At 74.5% G+C, this 14,437-nt stretch carries 12 protein-coding genes and 1 pseudogene; 7 read left to right on the forward strand and 6 right to left on the reverse strand.

Annotated elements, in window-relative coordinates:
- Window positions 1–43: 43 nt before the first annotated feature.
- Window positions 44–970 carry a LysR family transcriptional regulator gene (locus tag WQO_RS28075; protein WP_010059349.1) on the forward strand — a complete coding sequence of 309 codons (927 nt, stop codon included), beginning with the start codon at window positions 44–46 and terminating at the stop codon, window positions 968–970.
- A gap of 51 nt (window positions 971–1,021) precedes the next feature.
- Here the strand turns inward: WQO_RS28075 and WQO_RS28080 are convergent, their stop codons facing one another.
- The 3 genes from WQO_RS28080 to WQO_RS28090 all read right to left on the reverse strand — a co-directional run bounded on the left by WQO_RS28080 (window position 1,022) and on the right by WQO_RS28090 (window position 3,556).
- Window positions 1,022–2,278, reverse strand: a complete 1,257-nt coding sequence (locus tag WQO_RS28080; protein ID WP_010059347.1) for a low temperature requirement protein A — start codon at window positions 2,276–2,278, stop codon at window positions 1,022–1,024.
- Window positions 2,279–2,376: 98 nt separating this feature from the next.
- Window positions 2,377–3,120: an MFS transporter gene (locus WQO_RS28085; protein ID WP_010059345.1), complete on the reverse strand. Its 744-nt coding sequence runs from the start codon at window positions 3,118–3,120 to the stop codon at window positions 2,377–2,379.
- A 43-nt stretch (window positions 3,121–3,163) separates the two neighbouring features.
- Window positions 3,164–3,556 carry a VOC family protein gene (locus WQO_RS28090; RefSeq protein ID WP_010059343.1) on the reverse strand — a complete coding sequence of 131 codons (393 nt, stop codon included), beginning with the start codon at window positions 3,554–3,556 and terminating at the stop codon, window positions 3,164–3,166.
- 102 nt (window positions 3,557–3,658) lie between these two features.
- Between WQO_RS28090 and WQO_RS28095 the strand changes: the two genes are divergently transcribed.
- Window positions 3,659–4,333: a nucleoside/nucleotide kinase family protein gene (locus WQO_RS28095; RefSeq protein WP_010059340.1), complete on the forward strand. Its 675-nt coding sequence runs from the start codon at window positions 3,659–3,661 to the stop codon at window positions 4,331–4,333.
- A 202-nt stretch (window positions 4,334–4,535) separates the two neighbouring features.
- Window positions 4,536–5,684, forward strand: coding sequence for an aminopeptidase P family protein (locus WQO_RS28100; RefSeq protein ID WP_029182174.1), 1,149 nt, complete (start codon window positions 4,536–4,538; stop codon window positions 5,682–5,684).
- A gap of 24 nt (window positions 5,685–5,708) precedes the next feature.
- Here WQO_RS28100 and treZ read toward each other — a convergent pair whose 3' ends face one another.
- Window positions 5,709–7,469, reverse strand: a complete 1,761-nt coding sequence (treZ, locus tag WQO_RS28105) for a malto-oligosyltrehalose trehalohydrolase (protein WP_010059337.1) — start codon at window positions 7,467–7,469, stop codon at window positions 5,709–5,711.
- Between the two features lie 172 nt (window positions 7,470–7,641).
- Here treZ and WQO_RS28110 point away from each other — a divergent pair, with 172 nt between their 5' ends.
- Window positions 7,642–9,051, forward strand: coding sequence for a GH1 family beta-glucosidase (locus tag WQO_RS28110; protein ID WP_010059336.1), 1,410 nt, complete (start codon window positions 7,642–7,644; stop codon window positions 9,049–9,051).
- 15 nt (window positions 9,052–9,066) lie between these two features.
- A complete protein-coding gene (locus WQO_RS28115) occupies window positions 9,067–10,197 on the forward strand; it encodes an alpha-L-fucosidase (RefSeq protein ID WP_010059335.1) in 1,131 nt (376 codons plus the stop codon).
- On the opposite strand, the gene WQO_RS28120 is transcribed toward WQO_RS28115, so the two are convergent.
- Both WQO_RS28120 and WQO_RS28125 read right to left on the reverse strand, forming a co-directional pair.
- Window positions 10,169–11,080, reverse strand: a complete 912-nt coding sequence (locus WQO_RS28120) for a GNAT family N-acetyltransferase (RefSeq protein ID WP_010059334.1) — start codon at window positions 11,078–11,080, stop codon at window positions 10,169–10,171. The two genes, WQO_RS28115 and WQO_RS28120, sit on opposite strands and share 29 nt — an antisense overlap.
- A 240-nt stretch (window positions 11,081–11,320) precedes the next feature.
- Window positions 11,321–12,298 (reverse strand): annotated as a pseudogene (locus WQO_RS28125) (GNAT family N-acetyltransferase).
- Between the two features lie 140 nt (window positions 12,299–12,438).
- On the opposite strand from WQO_RS28125, the gene WQO_RS28130 reads away from it, so the two are divergent.
- Window positions 12,439–13,176, forward strand: coding sequence for a DUF1707 and FHA domain-containing protein (locus WQO_RS28130; protein ID WP_010059330.1), 738 nt, complete (start codon window positions 12,439–12,441; stop codon window positions 13,174–13,176).
- A gap of 176 nt (window positions 13,177–13,352) precedes the next feature.
- Window positions 13,353–14,387: a cytochrome P450 gene (locus tag WQO_RS28135; RefSeq protein ID WP_010059328.1), complete on the forward strand. Its 1,035-nt coding sequence runs from the start codon at window positions 13,353–13,355 to the stop codon at window positions 14,385–14,387.
- The last annotated feature ends 50 nt before the right edge of the window (window positions 14,388–14,437 follow it).

Consider the following 14,437-nt stretch of genomic DNA (forward strand, 5'->3'; position numbering starts at 1 on the left):
GAACCGGGTCGGTGGTTCCGCCACCACCTGGGACAATGGGCACATGATCGATGCGCGGCGGCTGCGAATCCTCCGTGCGGTGGCCGACCACCGCACCGTGACCGCGGCCGCCGCCGCGTTGTACCTGACGCCCTCCGCCGTCTCCCAGCAGCTCGCCGCCCTGGAACAGGAGACCGGCCACCGCCTCGTCGAACGCGGGGCACGCGGTGCCCGGCTCACCGCCGCCGGGGAGATCCTGCTCAGCCACACCAACCTGGTCCTCGCCCAGCTGGAGCGGGCCGAGGCGGAGCTGGCCGACTACAGCGCGGGCATCGCCGGTACGGTCACGGTCGCCGCGTTCGCCACCGGCATCGGCCTCGTCCTCGCCCCCACCCTCACCGAGCTGGCCCGCACCGCGCCCGGCATCCGGGTCAAGGTCCAGGACGCGGAGGGCGACGCCAGCGTGCCGATGGTGCTGGACCGGCAGGTGGACGTGGCGGTCGCCGTCGAATACCGGGGCGCGCCCGCCGAGGACGACCGCCGGCTCACCCGCGTCCCGCTGTACTCGGAGCCGTTCGACGCGGTGCTCCCGGTGGGCCACCGCCTCGCCGGCCAGGTCCAGGTGGCGGTCGCCGACCTGGCGAAGGACCCGTGGATCGGTCCTTACCCGGGCAACCCCTGCCATGACGTGGTGGTCCTGGCCTGCGAGTACGCCGGTTTCGCCCCGCGCCTGGACCACTCGTCGGACGACTTCCACGCGGTGGTCGCCCTGGCCGGGGCGGACGCCGGGGTGGCGCTGGTGCCCCGCTCCGCGCTGCGCGGGATGGAGCTGACCGGGGTCGTCGTCCGCCCGGTCGAGGGCAGCGCCCCCACCCGCCGGGTCTTCGCGGCCGTACGCCAGGGGGCCGAGGGCCATCCGCTGATCCGGCCGGTGCTGGACGCGATGGAGGCGGTGGCCGTACGCGAGGCGGGGCTGGCCGCCCGGGCCTGACCCCAGGGCGCCAGTACACCCAGTCCTGGCCTGAGGGCTCCGGGCCCCCGCTCAGGCAACCCGAGGCACCGACCGTCGGAGCCTGCGCCACCGCCGCCCCGACGGACCCGCTCCCGGCGCCCCCGGGTCGTAGGCGATCTGCCAGCAGACCAGCGCCACCAGGATCCAGATCGTCGCCCAGGCCGGCAGCGCCGCCCCGAGCGGGGCCAGCGCGATCGACACCGCCACGCACGGCACCGCCCAGCCCAGCAGCCAGATCCGGTCGGACCGGTCCGCGAGCGGCAGCGCCGCCACCAGACCGGCCGCGAAATACCCGGCCATCGCCCCGCACAGCAGCCAGTGCTGGCCCTTCGGCAGCACGTCGTCGACATGCGCGACCGCCGAACCCAACGCCGTGGCCAGCGCGACCAGGAAGCCGGTCATCACCGCGTGCAGCAGCATCGCCAGCCTCGGCGCGAGCGCTCCCTTGCGCAGGTGGGGGATGCCGTTGGTGCCGTAGAGCAGGCTCAGCGTGCAGATCGCGGCCAGCAGCCCGAACGCCCCGAGGCCGGTGGCGGCGAGCGGCCCGTCCCAGCCGTCGCGCTCGGACGCCGCGTCGATGATCTGGATGACGCCCTCGCCCAGCACGATGATCACGTACAGCCCGAGGCGTTCGCCCATGTGCGCGGCGTCGATCCGTGACTCGCCGAGCCGGGGCGGTTCGGCGACCGGACCGTGTGCGGGGCCCGGCGGCGGGCGGCCGTCGCGGCGACGCGCGGCCCGCTCGCCCGCCCGCCGCAGGGTGCGCTCGCGGGTGGAGACCAGCAGGGTGACGATGTCCAGCGCGATGCCGAGCGCCCAGAGCCAGTAGCGCAGCGGGGTGTCCACGAAGAGCGAGACGAGCCACGGCACCGCGCCCGCGCCGAACTGGGCCAGCGGCCAGTCCACCACGATGCTGCCCCGCCGCCAGACCTGGCCCGCCTGCCACCGCAGCGCCACATAGGCGATGACGAAGGCGGTCGCGTGGCTCGACTGGACCGTGTGCACGGAGGCGGCCATCACGGCCATGCCGAACATCGCGATCAGCAGCGTACGGACCCGGGTCTCGGAGGCCGCGATGTCCCCGTAGACGGCGAACCCGGCCCAGGTGGTCCAGAAGGCCAGGTAGACCACCGCGTACAGGGCGAGGTCCGCCGGCTCGGGGCCGTCGTGCAGCAGACGGGCCAGCTGGCCCGCCCCGGCGACGACGACGAGGTCGAAGAACAGCTCGTTCCAGCCGGCGTGCCGCTCGGCCGGTGCGGCGCTCACCGTGGACTCCTTGGCCTCCATGGACCCATGGTCGTCAAAGGGCGTTCGGCCGCGCCTCGGCTGTGGGCCGAATGCCGACTGCCGACGCCCCCGGCGGTCCGGACCAGGGGCGTCGGCCCTCACGACGGGAGTGCGGCGGGCCGGGAGCCGGCCGGTTCCGCCGGGGGCTCCGCCCGGCCCGTACCCCGCAGCCAGGCGATGGAGAAGAGACCCGCCGCGGCCATGACGACGGCCGCGCCGACCGCCGCGAAGCTCATCCCGCGGGTGAAGGCGTCGCGCGCGGCCGTCAGTACGGCATCGGCGGTCTCGCCGGGCAGCCGGGCCGCCGCGGCCGTCGCGCCGCCCAGCGTCTCGCGTACGGCTTCGGCGTGCGGCATCCCGGCGGGCAGGGCGTCGGCCATCTCCCGGCTGTAGACCGCCGCGCCGATGGATCCGAGGACGGCCATCCCCAGCGCTCCGCCGAGCTCCTGCCCCGACTCCAGCACGGCCGCGGCCGAACCGGCACGCTCCGGTGGCGCCGCGCCGAGGGCGAGTTCGTTGGCGAGGGCCATCGCGGCGACCAGACCTCCCGCGTAGACGGCGGCGCCGGTCAGGGCGAACCAGAGCGCCGAGTCGGCCCGCACCTGGGTCATCCACAGAAGCCCGCAGGCGGAGACGAGGAAGCCGCCGCCCATGACGTACGCGCGGTCGACGCGCTGGGCGAGCGCGGCCGCCACCGGAGCCGCGACGGCCGCGCCGACGGCCGGCACCAGACTCCACAGGGCGGCCCGGAACGGGTGCAGACCGAGGACGGACTGCAGGTACTGGGTGAGGAAGACGGCCATCCCCACGGTGGCGAACATCGCCAGGAGATTGGCGAACACCGGGCCGCCGAACGTACGCCGCCCGGGCAGGCCGAGGTCGGTGTTAGCCGGCCGGCTGGAGCAGATCCCACCGGTTGCCGTACAGGTCCTCGAAGACCGCGACCGAGCCGTACGTCTCGTGGCGCGGCTCCTCCAGGAAGCGCACCCCGGCCGCGCGCATCCGCGCGTGCTCGGCCGCGAAGTCCTCGGTGTGCAGGAAGAAGCCGACCCGGCCGCCCGTCTGCGACCCCACCGCTCCGGCCTGCGCCTCGTCCTTCGCCCGGGCCAGCAGCAGCCCCGTGCCGTCCGCCGCCCCGCGCGGGCGCACCACCACCCAGCGGGTGCCGTCGCCCCAGTCGGTGTCCTCCACCAGTTCGAAGCCGAGCGCGTCGCGGTAGAACGCGAGCGCCTCGTCGTAGTCGCGGACGACCAGGGTGACCAGGGCGATGTGGGACATGGGGGGCCTTTCGGAAGCTCCAGGGCGGCGAGGGTCCGGGAGCGATGACGTTATACGTAACACTAGCGCTTCGGTCCCCGGCCGCCGGGCACAATGCGCCGCATGGACTTCGTGGACGCTACGAGCACCGGCGGCCGGGCCGCGCTGAACGACCGGGCCCGCGCCCTCGCGGACACCGGACAACGGCGCATCCTCGGGATCGCGGGCCCGCCCGGTGCCGGGAAGTCCACTCTGGCGGACCGGCTGGTCGCGGCCCTGGACGGACGCGCCGCGCTCGTCCCGATGGACGGCTTCCATCTGGCCGCCGCCGAGCTGGACCGCCTCGGCCGCGCCGACCGCAAGGGCGCGCCCGACACCTTCGACGCGGCCGGGTACGCGGCCCTGCTGCGGCGGCTGCGGTCGCCGGACCCGGTGCACGCGGTCTACGCCCCGGCCTTCGACCGGTCCCTGGAGGAGCCGGTCGCCGGGTCGCTGCCCGTCCCGCCGGACGTCCCGCTCGTCGTCACCGAGGGCAACTACCTGCTGTACGACGACGGGCCCTGGGCCCCGGTGCGCGGACTGCTGGACGAGGTGTGGTTCCTGGATCTCGACCCGGAGGTCCGGGTGCGTCGACTTGTCGACCGGCATGTGCACCACGGCAGGCTCCGGCGCGACGCGGAGGAGTGGGTGGCCCGGTCCGACGAGGTGAACGCCCGGCTGGTCGAGCGGGGCCGCGACCGGGCGGACCTGGTCGTGCGGCTGCCCGACGGGCGACGGTCGACGGCGGCCGAGGTCTGACGGTGACCGGCGCGACCGACGGCCGGTGGCGACCGAGGTCTGACGGCGACCAGCCACCAGCCACCGGCCACCGGCCAGGCACGCCGGGCCGGAAGCCGGTCGCGGACACGCCGAGCCCTGACACGCGGCCCGAAGTCGGTCGCGTACCCCCCGCCCGGCGGGCAGGATGCTGTGTGCCGTGTCGCACCGCCAGGAGGTCCTGATGTCGAGCCCGAGCCCCTTCGTCCAGCCGTCCGCTCCGCCCGCGCCCTTCACCGTCGGCGACTACCGGGCCCGGATGGCACGGGCCGCCGAGTCCGCCGCCGAGGCCGGGCTCGCCGGGGTGATCGTCGCGCCGGGCCCCGACCTCGTCCACCTCACCGGCTACCGCCCCGTGAGCACCGAGCGCCTCACCCTCCTCGTGCTGCGGGCCGGCCACGACCCGGTGCTGGTGGTGCCTACCCTGGAGGCCCCCGACGCGGCCGCCGCCACCGGGGCGCCCGCGCTGACCCTGCGGGACTGGACCGACGGCAAGGACCCGTACGAGGTGACCGCCCCGCTGCTGGCGGCCGAGGGCCGCTTCGGCGTCAGCGACAACGCCTGGGCGATGCATCTGCTGGGCCTCCAGCGGCAGTTGCCCGGCACCTCCTACACCGCGCTCACCGAAGCCCTGCCGATGCTCCGCGCGGTGAAGGACACCGCCGAGCTGGAACGGCTCGCCGCCGCCGGGGCCGCCGCCGACGCCACGTACGAGGAAATCCTCAAGGTGCGCTTCTCCGGCCGCCGGGAGGTCGACGTGGCCATGGATCTCGCCGCGCTGCTGCGGGAGTTCGGGCACTCCCAGGTGGACTTCACCGTCGTCGGATCCGGCCCCAACGGGGCCAACCCGCACCACGAGGCGGGCGAACGCACCATCGAGCGAGGCGACATGGTCGTCCTCGACTTCGGCGGCCTGAAGCACGGCTACGGCTCCGACACCTCCCGTACCGTCCACGTCGGCGAGCCCACCGCCGAGGAGCAGCGGGTCCACGACATCGTCCGCGAGGCCCAGCAGGCGGGCTGCGCCGCCGTCCGGCCCGGTGTCGCCTGCCAGGAGATCGACCGGGCCGCGCGCGCGGTGATCACCGAGTTCGGCTACGGCGACCGGTTCATCCACCGCACCGGCCACGGCATCGGCGTCACCACCCACGAGCCGCCCTACATGATCGAGGGCGAGGAGCAGCCGCTCGTCCCCGGCATGTGCTTCTCCGTGGAGCCGGGCATCTACCTCCCCGGCCGCTTCGGGGTCCGGATCGAGGACATCGTGGCGGTCACCGAGGACGGCGGGCGGCGGCTCAACACCACCGCCCGCGAACTGGCCGTCGTGGAGTAGGAGCAGGAGCGCGGATGAGGGAGTTCAGTCGTCCGCCAGCACCACGCACGACTCCGGCGGCAGGTGCAGCACCCCGTCAGGCCCCGGCGCCTCGACCGGCTCCCAGGCCGCCAACACCCTGCCGCCGGAGCGGCGGTGGCGTCCGAGGCCGAGCGGGATCGCGGCCGGCTCGTCCGCCAGGTTCACCACGACCCGCAGATCCCCCCTGCGGTAAGCGAACCACCGCGCGTCCTCGTCGAACGCGGTCTTCACCGCCGCCAGGTCGGGATCGTGCAGATCGGGCAACGTGCGCCGCAGCGCGATCAGTTCGCGGTACCAGGCGAGCAGGCGTGCGTGCGGTTCACGCTCCGGCTCGGACCAGTCGAGGCAGGACCGGTCCCGGGTCGCCGGGTCCTGCGGGTCGGGGATCTCCTCCTCCGCCCAGCCGTGCGCCCCGAACTCCCGCCGCCTGCCGTTGCGTACGGCCTCGGCCAGCTCCCGATCCGTGTGGTCGGTGAAGAACTGCCACGGGGTGCGCGCCCCCCACTCCTCGCCCATGAACAGCATCGGGGTGAAGGGCCCGGTCAGCACGAGCGCGGCGGCGCACGCCTGGAGGCCGGGGGAGAGGGAGGAGGCAAGCCGGTCGCCCAGCGCCCGGTTGCCGATCTGGTCGTGCGTCTGCGCGTACCCGACGAAGCGGTGCGCCGGGGTGCGGGACACGTCGACCGGGCGGCCGTGGGTGCGGCCCCGGAAGCTGGACCACGTCCCGTTGTGGAAGAACGCCGACGTCACCGTCTTGGCGAGGGCGGCCAGCGGGGCGCGGGCGAAGTCGGCGTAGTAGCCCTGGGACTCGCCGGTGAGCGCGGTGTGCAGGGCGTGGTGGAAGTCGTCGTTCCACTGGGCGTGCAGCCCGAGGCCGCCCGCCGGGCGCGGGGTCGTGGTGCGCGGGTCGCAGAGGTCGGACTCGGCGATCAGCCCGAGCGGCCGGCCCAGCTCCACCGCCAGCGCGTCCACCGCCGCCGACAGCTCCTCCAGGAAGGTGAGCGCCCGGGTGTCGGCCAGTGCGTGCACCGCGTCGAGCCGCAGCCCGTCCAGCCGGTAGTCGCGCAGCCAGGCCAGGGCGCTCCCCAGCAGGAACGCCCGCACCTCGTCCGAGCCCGGCGCGTCCAGGTTGACCGCCGCGCCCCACGGGGTGTGGTGGGTGTCGGTGAAGTACGGACCGAAGGCGGGCAGGTAGTTGCCGGAGGGGCCCAGATGGTTGTGGACGACGTCCAGGACCACCCCGAGCCCGAGCCCGTGCGCTGTGTCGACAAAGCGTTTAAGGCCCTCCGGCCCGCCGTACGGCTCGTGCACCGCCCACAGCGAGACGCCCTCGTACCCCCAGCCGTTGACCCCCGGGAACGGGCACACCGGCATCAGCGACACATGGGTGACCCCCAGCTCCGCCAGATGGCCCAACCGGGCCGCCGCCGCGTCGAACGTGCCCTCCGGCGTGTACGTCCCCACGTGCAGCTCGTACAGCACCGCCCGGTTCAGCCGGCGCCCCGCCCACCCGTTGCGCCAGGCGTACGCCTCCTGGTCGACGACCGCGCTCGGACCGTCGGGCCCGTCCGGCTGCCGCCGCGAACGGGGGTCCGGCAGGAGGGGCCCGTCGTCCACCCGGAAGCCGTACCGGTCCCCGTCCGAGGCCTCCGCCCGAGCCGTCCACCACCCCTCGCGCTCCGCGTCACGCTCCATGGGGGACCGGACGTCCGCCGCCTCCAGCACGACCGAGTCCGCGTCGGGGGCCCACACCTCGAACTGCATCCACCACTCCTCGTCCCTGGGCGGGGCGCGCGGTCGCCCGGGGCCCGGGCTCCACGATCCTCGCGACAGGCTCTGTTGCCGCCCGCCACCGGCGATTAAGGTCTGGTCCTGATCATTGCCCGGCGAGGCGCCCGCTCATACGGATTCCCACGTACGGCTGCTGGAGGCCGCGATGTCCCTGCCGATCTTCCCGCCCGGCTTCCTCTGGGGAGCCTCCGCCTCCGCGTTCCAGACCGAGGGGGCGGTGGACGCGGACGGCAAGGGCCCCTCGGGCTGGGACGCCTTCGCCGCGCTGCCCGGCCGGATCAAGGACGGCACCGACACCACCCGGGGCACCGGCTTCCACGCCCGCTACCGCGAGGACGTCGCCCTGCTGGCCGGGCTCGGCGCCGACGCCTTCCGGTTCTCCGTCAGCTGGCCCCGCGTGGTGCCCGGCGGCAGCGGGGCCGTCAACGCCGACGGGCTCGACTTCTACGACCGGCTCGTCGACGAACTGTGCGCCCACGGCATCACCCCCGCCCCGACCCTCTACCACTGGGACACCCCGCTCCCGCTGGAGGAGGCGGGCGGCTGGCTCGACCGGGACACCGCCTACCGCTTCGCCGAGTACGCCGGCATCGTCGCCGAACGCCTCGCCGACCGGGTCCCCATGTGGATCACGATCAACGAACCCGCCGAGGTCACCCTCCTCGGCTACGCCCTGGGCGAGCACGCCCCCGGCCGCACCCTCCTGTTCGACGCCCTGCCCGCCGCCCACCACCAGCTCCTCGCCCACGGCCTCGCCGTCCGCGCCCTGCGCGCGGCGGGCGCCGACAACATCGGGGCCGCCTTCTCGCACGCCCCGGTCTGGACGGCCGGGGACAGCGAGGAGGACCGCTTCGGCGCGGAGCTGTACGACACGCTCACCAACTGGCTCTTCGCCGACCCCGTCCTCACCGGCCGCTACCCGGACGACGGCCTCGCCGCCCTGATGCCGGGCCCGGTCGCCGAGGACCTGAAGGTCATCTCCACCTTGCTCGACTGGTACGGCATCAACTACTACAACCCGACCCTCGTCGGCGCCCCCCGACCGGAGGCCCTGGAAACCTTCTCCGGCTTCACCATGCCCGCCGAACTCCCCTTCGGCATACGCGAGATCGAGGGGTACGAGAAGACCGGCTTCGGCTGGCCCGTCGTCCCCGAGGGCCTCACCGAGATCGTCACCACCCTGCACACCCGCTACGGCGACCGCCTCCCGCCGCTCTACATCACGGAGAACGGCTGCGCCCTGGAGGAACCGCACGCCGACGACCGCCGGATCGCCTACCTGGAGAGCCACCTCACCGCCCTGCGCGCGGCGATGGACGCCGGGGTGGACGTACGCGGCTACTTCACCTGGTCGCTGACCGACAACGTGGAGTGGACGGAAGGGGCGTCGCAGCGGTTCGGCCTGGTCCACATCGACTACGAGACCCTGACCCGTACGCCGAAGGCCTCGTACGCCTGGTACCGCGACCTGATCCGCGCACAGAAGACACAGAAACAGACGACACAGAAGCGGAACCCGGCGGTCGAGGGGGCTTACGCGGCACCCCCCGAGTGATCAATACTTCCCGCCATGGTCGCTTCATGGTGGTCCCGGGCCCGGCTGGGGATCTTCGTTCACTGGACACCCGCATCCGTCCCCGGCTGGGCCCCGCCCTACGTCCCCGCCGCCGAACTCCCGGCGGCGGGACGGCGTGCGCCGCTGGGCTGGACCTCGTACGCGGAGTGGTACGAGAACGCGCTCCGCTTCCCGGGCTCCCCGGGCGCCGCCCACCACCGCGCCACCTACGGGAACCGCCCCTACACGGACTTCGGCCGCGACTTCGAGGACGGGCTCGCCGGCTGGGACCCGGCCGCCTGGGCCCGCTCCTTCCGTGAGGCGGGGGCCGGATACGCCGTCCTCGTCACCAAGCACCACGACGGGTTCTGCCTCTGGCCCTCGGAGACGGAGAACCCGCACCGCACCGGCTGGCACACCACCCGGGACGTCGTCGGCGAGTTCACCGAAGCCGTACGGGCCGAGGGCCTGCGCTTCGGCGTCTACTACTCCGGCGGGCTCGACTGGACCTTCGACGACCGGCCCATCGGCACGGCGGCCGACATGTTCTCCGCCGTCCCGCGCGGACGCTACCCCGCCTACGCCGACGCGCAGATGCGGGAGCTGATCCGCCGCTACCGGCCCGACATCCTCTGGAACGACATCGCCTGGCCCGCCCCCGCCGACGAGATCCGCTCACTCGTCGACTTCTACCGCTTCACCGTCCCGCACGGCGTCGTCAACGACCGCCTGCTGCCCTACGCACCGCACTGGCGGGGCCTGGGCCTGCCGGGCGCGAAGGCGCTGTACAACTGGTGGGACCGCCGGACGGTGGCGCAGGGCGAGGGCTTCGTCCCGCGCACACCGCCCGTCTTCGACTTCCGTACGCCGGAGTACGCCCGCTACGAGGGCTCCGACCCGTACGAGATCACCCGGGGCGTCGACCACAGCTTCGGCTACAACCGCAACTCCGGCCCGGACGCCTTCATCGACCGCGCGACCCTGACCTCACTGGTCCGCGACACGGCGGCCGACGGCGGGAACGTGCTGCTCAACGTGGGGCCGCGCGGGGAGGACGCGACGATCCCCGCCGAGCAGCGGCTCCGCCTGGAGTGGCTGGCCGAGGAGGCCGGCGCCCTCACGCCAGATGGACCCACTCCTGGATGACCGGGTATCCGGCGCGGGCGAACGCGGCGGCCATCGGCGCGTTCCCCTGGTCCGTGGCACCCGCGACGAACTCGGCGCCCTGCTCGACCAGGAAGCGGGTGCACTCCACCAGAAGGTCGTAGCCGTAGCCGTGCCCGCGCACCTCGGGCACGACCCCGATGAAGCCGACGCAGGGCCCCGACGGGTTGTGCGCGGGCACCTGGATGCCCGCCACCTCCCCGTCCGGGGTGTACGCGAGCCGCCACCACTCCCTCGGCGAGGGGCACCAGTGGAAGAACTCCAACTCCTCGCGCGCCGCCGCCTCCAGACCGCCGGGGCCCTCGATGGCCTTGCGGGCGTGGGCGTCCAGCGTGGCCGAGTGCACCCGGCGCAGCACATCGAGGATGACCTCGTCGTCCGGCTCCGGGCGGTAGGTGAGCCGGCCCGTCCGCTCGGGCAGGGGGCAGCCGGGGGTCCAGCGGTAGCGGTAGCGCTCGACCAGCGGCTTCATCCCGGCGGCCGTCGCGGCGGCGACCCGCTCCTCGACGGCGGCCCGCACCGCCGGATCGTCCCGCCATCCGGCGGGCGCGATCAGCTCGTACTCCTTGTCGAACGGGGCGCGGCGCAGGAGTTCGGCGCCCGCCTCCGCCTCGCCGTCCGCGAAGTCGAACCAGTTGAGGACGACGGGCTGGGTGTCCTCGGGCCCGCCCCACCAGGCGGCCCTGGCGACCACCTTGCCGTCGCGCAGGGCGACCCAGGTCCAGTCGGGGCGGTACTCGCCGCCGTCGGCGGTCGAGGTGTAGTGGTGGCCGAAGGCGGCCCGGCCGACGAAGGGGCTGTCCTGGAACGTGGTGAAGAGTGCGGCGTCGCTCGGCGTGAGCGCGCGGATGACCAGCTCGGTCATGAAGGTGTCCTCCGGGACGGAATGCCGCGCTCCCGGTCAGACGAGGTCCGACACCGCCCGGTGGACGGGACGGGAGCGCGAGAGGGAGTTACTGCGGGTGGTGGTGCGGCTGTCGGCGCGCATGTCTCTCGCCTCCTTCCACGACGGGCGTCGGATGTCGAAGCAGACCGTAGCCGCCGCCGACGCCCGCCGTCCACCGCATATCCGGAAAGCCGTTGGGGATCCGCCCCCGTCCTGGTCCTAGCCCTCGGCCTGACCCTTCTCCACGTCCCACACCATGGTGAACGCCCGCTCGAAGTTGACGTACCCGAGCCGCTCGAAGGACGTCGCCATCGGTACGTTGCCGAGGTCGGTCGCCGCCCGGATCCGCTCCACGCCCTCGGCCGCCAGCACCCGGGTGCCCTCGGCGAGGAGATCGTCGATGTACCCCTGGCCGCGCCGGGTGGGCAGCACCCCGATGTACGCGATGATCGGGTGGTAGTTGTTGCGCGAGGGGATCACGAAGCCGACCGGTTCGCCGGTGGGCAGTTCGGCTATTCGCCACCAGGCCACCGGGGTCGCATAGCCCGCCAACTTCTTGTTGTAGTGCTTCTCGGCCGCCGCGCGGGTGTCGAGGCCGGACGCCAGGTCCTCCTGCCCGCGGGCGTCGGGGGTGCCTCCATCACCGGCGTCATCAGCGCCAGCAGATCCTCCCGGCCGGTGACCGGGCGGAACACCAGCCGCCCGGAGTCCTCCGGCACCGGCGTACCGGCCCGCCACTCCAGCCGCAGCCGCTCCACCAGCATCCGCGCCCCGGTCGCCTCCGCCGCCGCGATCCGGGCCCCGACGGCCTCCCGGACCGCCGGGTCCTCGCGCCAGTCCGGCGGGACGAACCGCCCGTACTCGGGCCGCTGCGCACCCGGTCGGAACCACAGCAGCCGTCGCCGTCTCCAGCAGCCGGACGCCGATCCCGACCCGCTCCGGGGCGGGCAGCGCGTCGTCCAGGTCGAAGAAGTCCAGCGCCAGCGGCTCGCCGCCCGGCGCGTTCGTCCACCAAGCGGCCCTGGCGACGACCCGCTCGCCGTCCAGGGCGACCCACATCCACTCCGGGAGGCGGCGCCCGGCGGCGAGGTCGTCGGCCAGCTCGTGGTCGAGTACGTACGAAAGGCGGCGGAACAGGTCGAGTTCGCCGGGCCCGGACAGCGGACGGGTCGTCAGGCGGGATGGCGCAGGGGGCACACGGTCTCCTCGTGACGGGGAGCGGCAGACCCTAGCAAGGGGCCCGGCGGCCGTCGCGCGATAAAGCGGCGCAGGTCAGCGCGGGAGGAAACACGGCCTCGTCTGGACACTCCGGGCCCTTCGGCCCGACAATCGTCGACGTGACATCCTCCTTCGAGTTCCACACGAGTGCCGCGCGGCTGTCGGACGCCCAGCGCGACCGTGTCGTCGGCGTGCTCAGAGAAGGTGCCGCACAGGGCAAGCTGTCGCACGACACCTTCATGCGCCGCATGGAACTCGCCCTCGTCGCCCGTCGCCCGGAGGAGCTGGCGGCCCTCACCGCCGATCTGGAGAGCGGCGGCCGCTGGTCGACGGGGCTGGTCCGCGCGGTGGGCGGGATCTCCGCCTTCCCCGGGCGGCTGCGCCGCGCCTGGCAGACCGAGCGGCTCCCCAAGCTGCTGCTCCCCGCGCCCGGCCCGTATCCGCTGCTGATCGGCCGCGACCCGGCGAACGGGCTGCGCCTCAACCACGAGACGGTCTCCCGTCTGCACGCCGAACTCTCCGGGCAGAACGGCCGCTGGGTGCTGCGCGACCTCGGCTCCACCAACGGCACCTGCGTCAACGGCCAGCGGCTCGTCGGCTCCATCCCGGTGCGCGACGGCGACCAGGTGAGCTTCGGCCGGATGAGCTTCCGCCTGACCGCCCCGGACCGCCTTCCGGCGCAGCTGTCCCGCCCGCAGGACCGCCTGCCCGAACTGCCCCCGCACGCACCCCCGCCGTCCGCCGCCGCCCCGCCCCAGCTCCCGCCGCACGCCCCCGAACCCCTGTCGGACGGGCCCGGCCGCCCGCAGCCCGGCTCCGACCGCCCGCCGCAGGGGCCCGGCCTCCCGCCCGGCTGATTCAGGATTCAGGCCTTCCGCCGCAGAATCCGGGCGTCCCGTCTGTCCGGGTGTCTGCCTCCAGAGCGGCGAACCCTCACCCGAACGGCCGTACGCCGACTGCGGCGCGCCCCCGTCGGTGGTCCGCTGAGAGGACGCGCGCCGACCACCGGCGCACCGACTCCAGGGGGTGCGGGATGCCGGTCGACCGCCCCGACGCCCTGCCCGCCGCCCGTCGTCCGCACCGGCTCTCGGGCGGCCTGCCGGGCCTGCTGGCACCGGGGGCCACGACGGATCCCTACCGGCTGCGCCTGTACCGCCTGCTGCGCACCGACTACCCCCTCGGCTACGACCCGGCCCTCGGCGCCTGGCTGCTGAGCCGGTACGGGGATGTGGCCCTGGCCCTCACGGATCCCCGGTTCACCGGCTATCCGCACGACGGGGCCCCGCGCGGCCGGGCCCCCGTCCCGCTCGGCCTCTGCCGGGGCAGCCTGGTCTGCGGCCCGCTCACCGTGCCGTGGAGCACCGCCGCCCCCGCCGTCGAGCGGACGGCGTACGTCCTGGCCCGCCGGATCGCCGGGCGCGACCGGGCGGATCTGGTCGCCGACTTCTGCCGGTGGCTGCCCGCCGGGGCCGCCGCCGCCGCGGCCGGGCTCGCCCACCCGGACCTGAGCGCCCTGCACCGGGGCGCCCGCCATCGGCGTGCCCTCACGGGAGCCGGTGACTGCACCGGGTCCACCGCGCTCCGCGAGCACGCCCTCGCCTCGTTCCTCGCGAACATGCTCGACGACCCCGACCTGCTGGCCGCCGCGACCGCCGGAGCAGCGCGCGGCGATGGCTCCGGGTCGCTGATCGGGCGGGCCTGGGCCGAGACGCTGCGCCGCGATCCGCCCGTCCAGATCGTGCTGCGCCGCACCCGCACCGAGGTCGCCGTCAGTGGCGGCACGCTCCCCGCCGACGCACCCGTCGCCTGCCTCATCGGCGCGGCGGGCCGCGACCCGGCCCGGTTCGCCGCACCCGACCGGTTCGACCCGCTGCGCGCCGACGGCGACCCGCTGCTCATCGGTCCGGCCGGCTGCCCCGCCGCCCTCCTCGGCAGGCTGGAGGCCGAACACGGCCTGCGCGCCCTGCTGACGGCGATGCCCGGGATCCGCTGGGCCGACGGCTTCCGCCCGGTGGCGGGCGGGCTTCTCACCCGCGGGCCGCGCGCCCTGCTCGTACGCCCGTCCTGAGGGCGGGAGCGCGGGCCGCCCGCGCACGCCCCGGGCGGGCACCTCCCCGG

This window comes from Streptomyces globisporus C-1027 (assembly GCF_000261345.2).
Classification (GTDB): domain Bacteria; phylum Actinomycetota; class Actinomycetes; order Streptomycetales; family Streptomycetaceae; genus Streptomyces; species Streptomyces pakalii.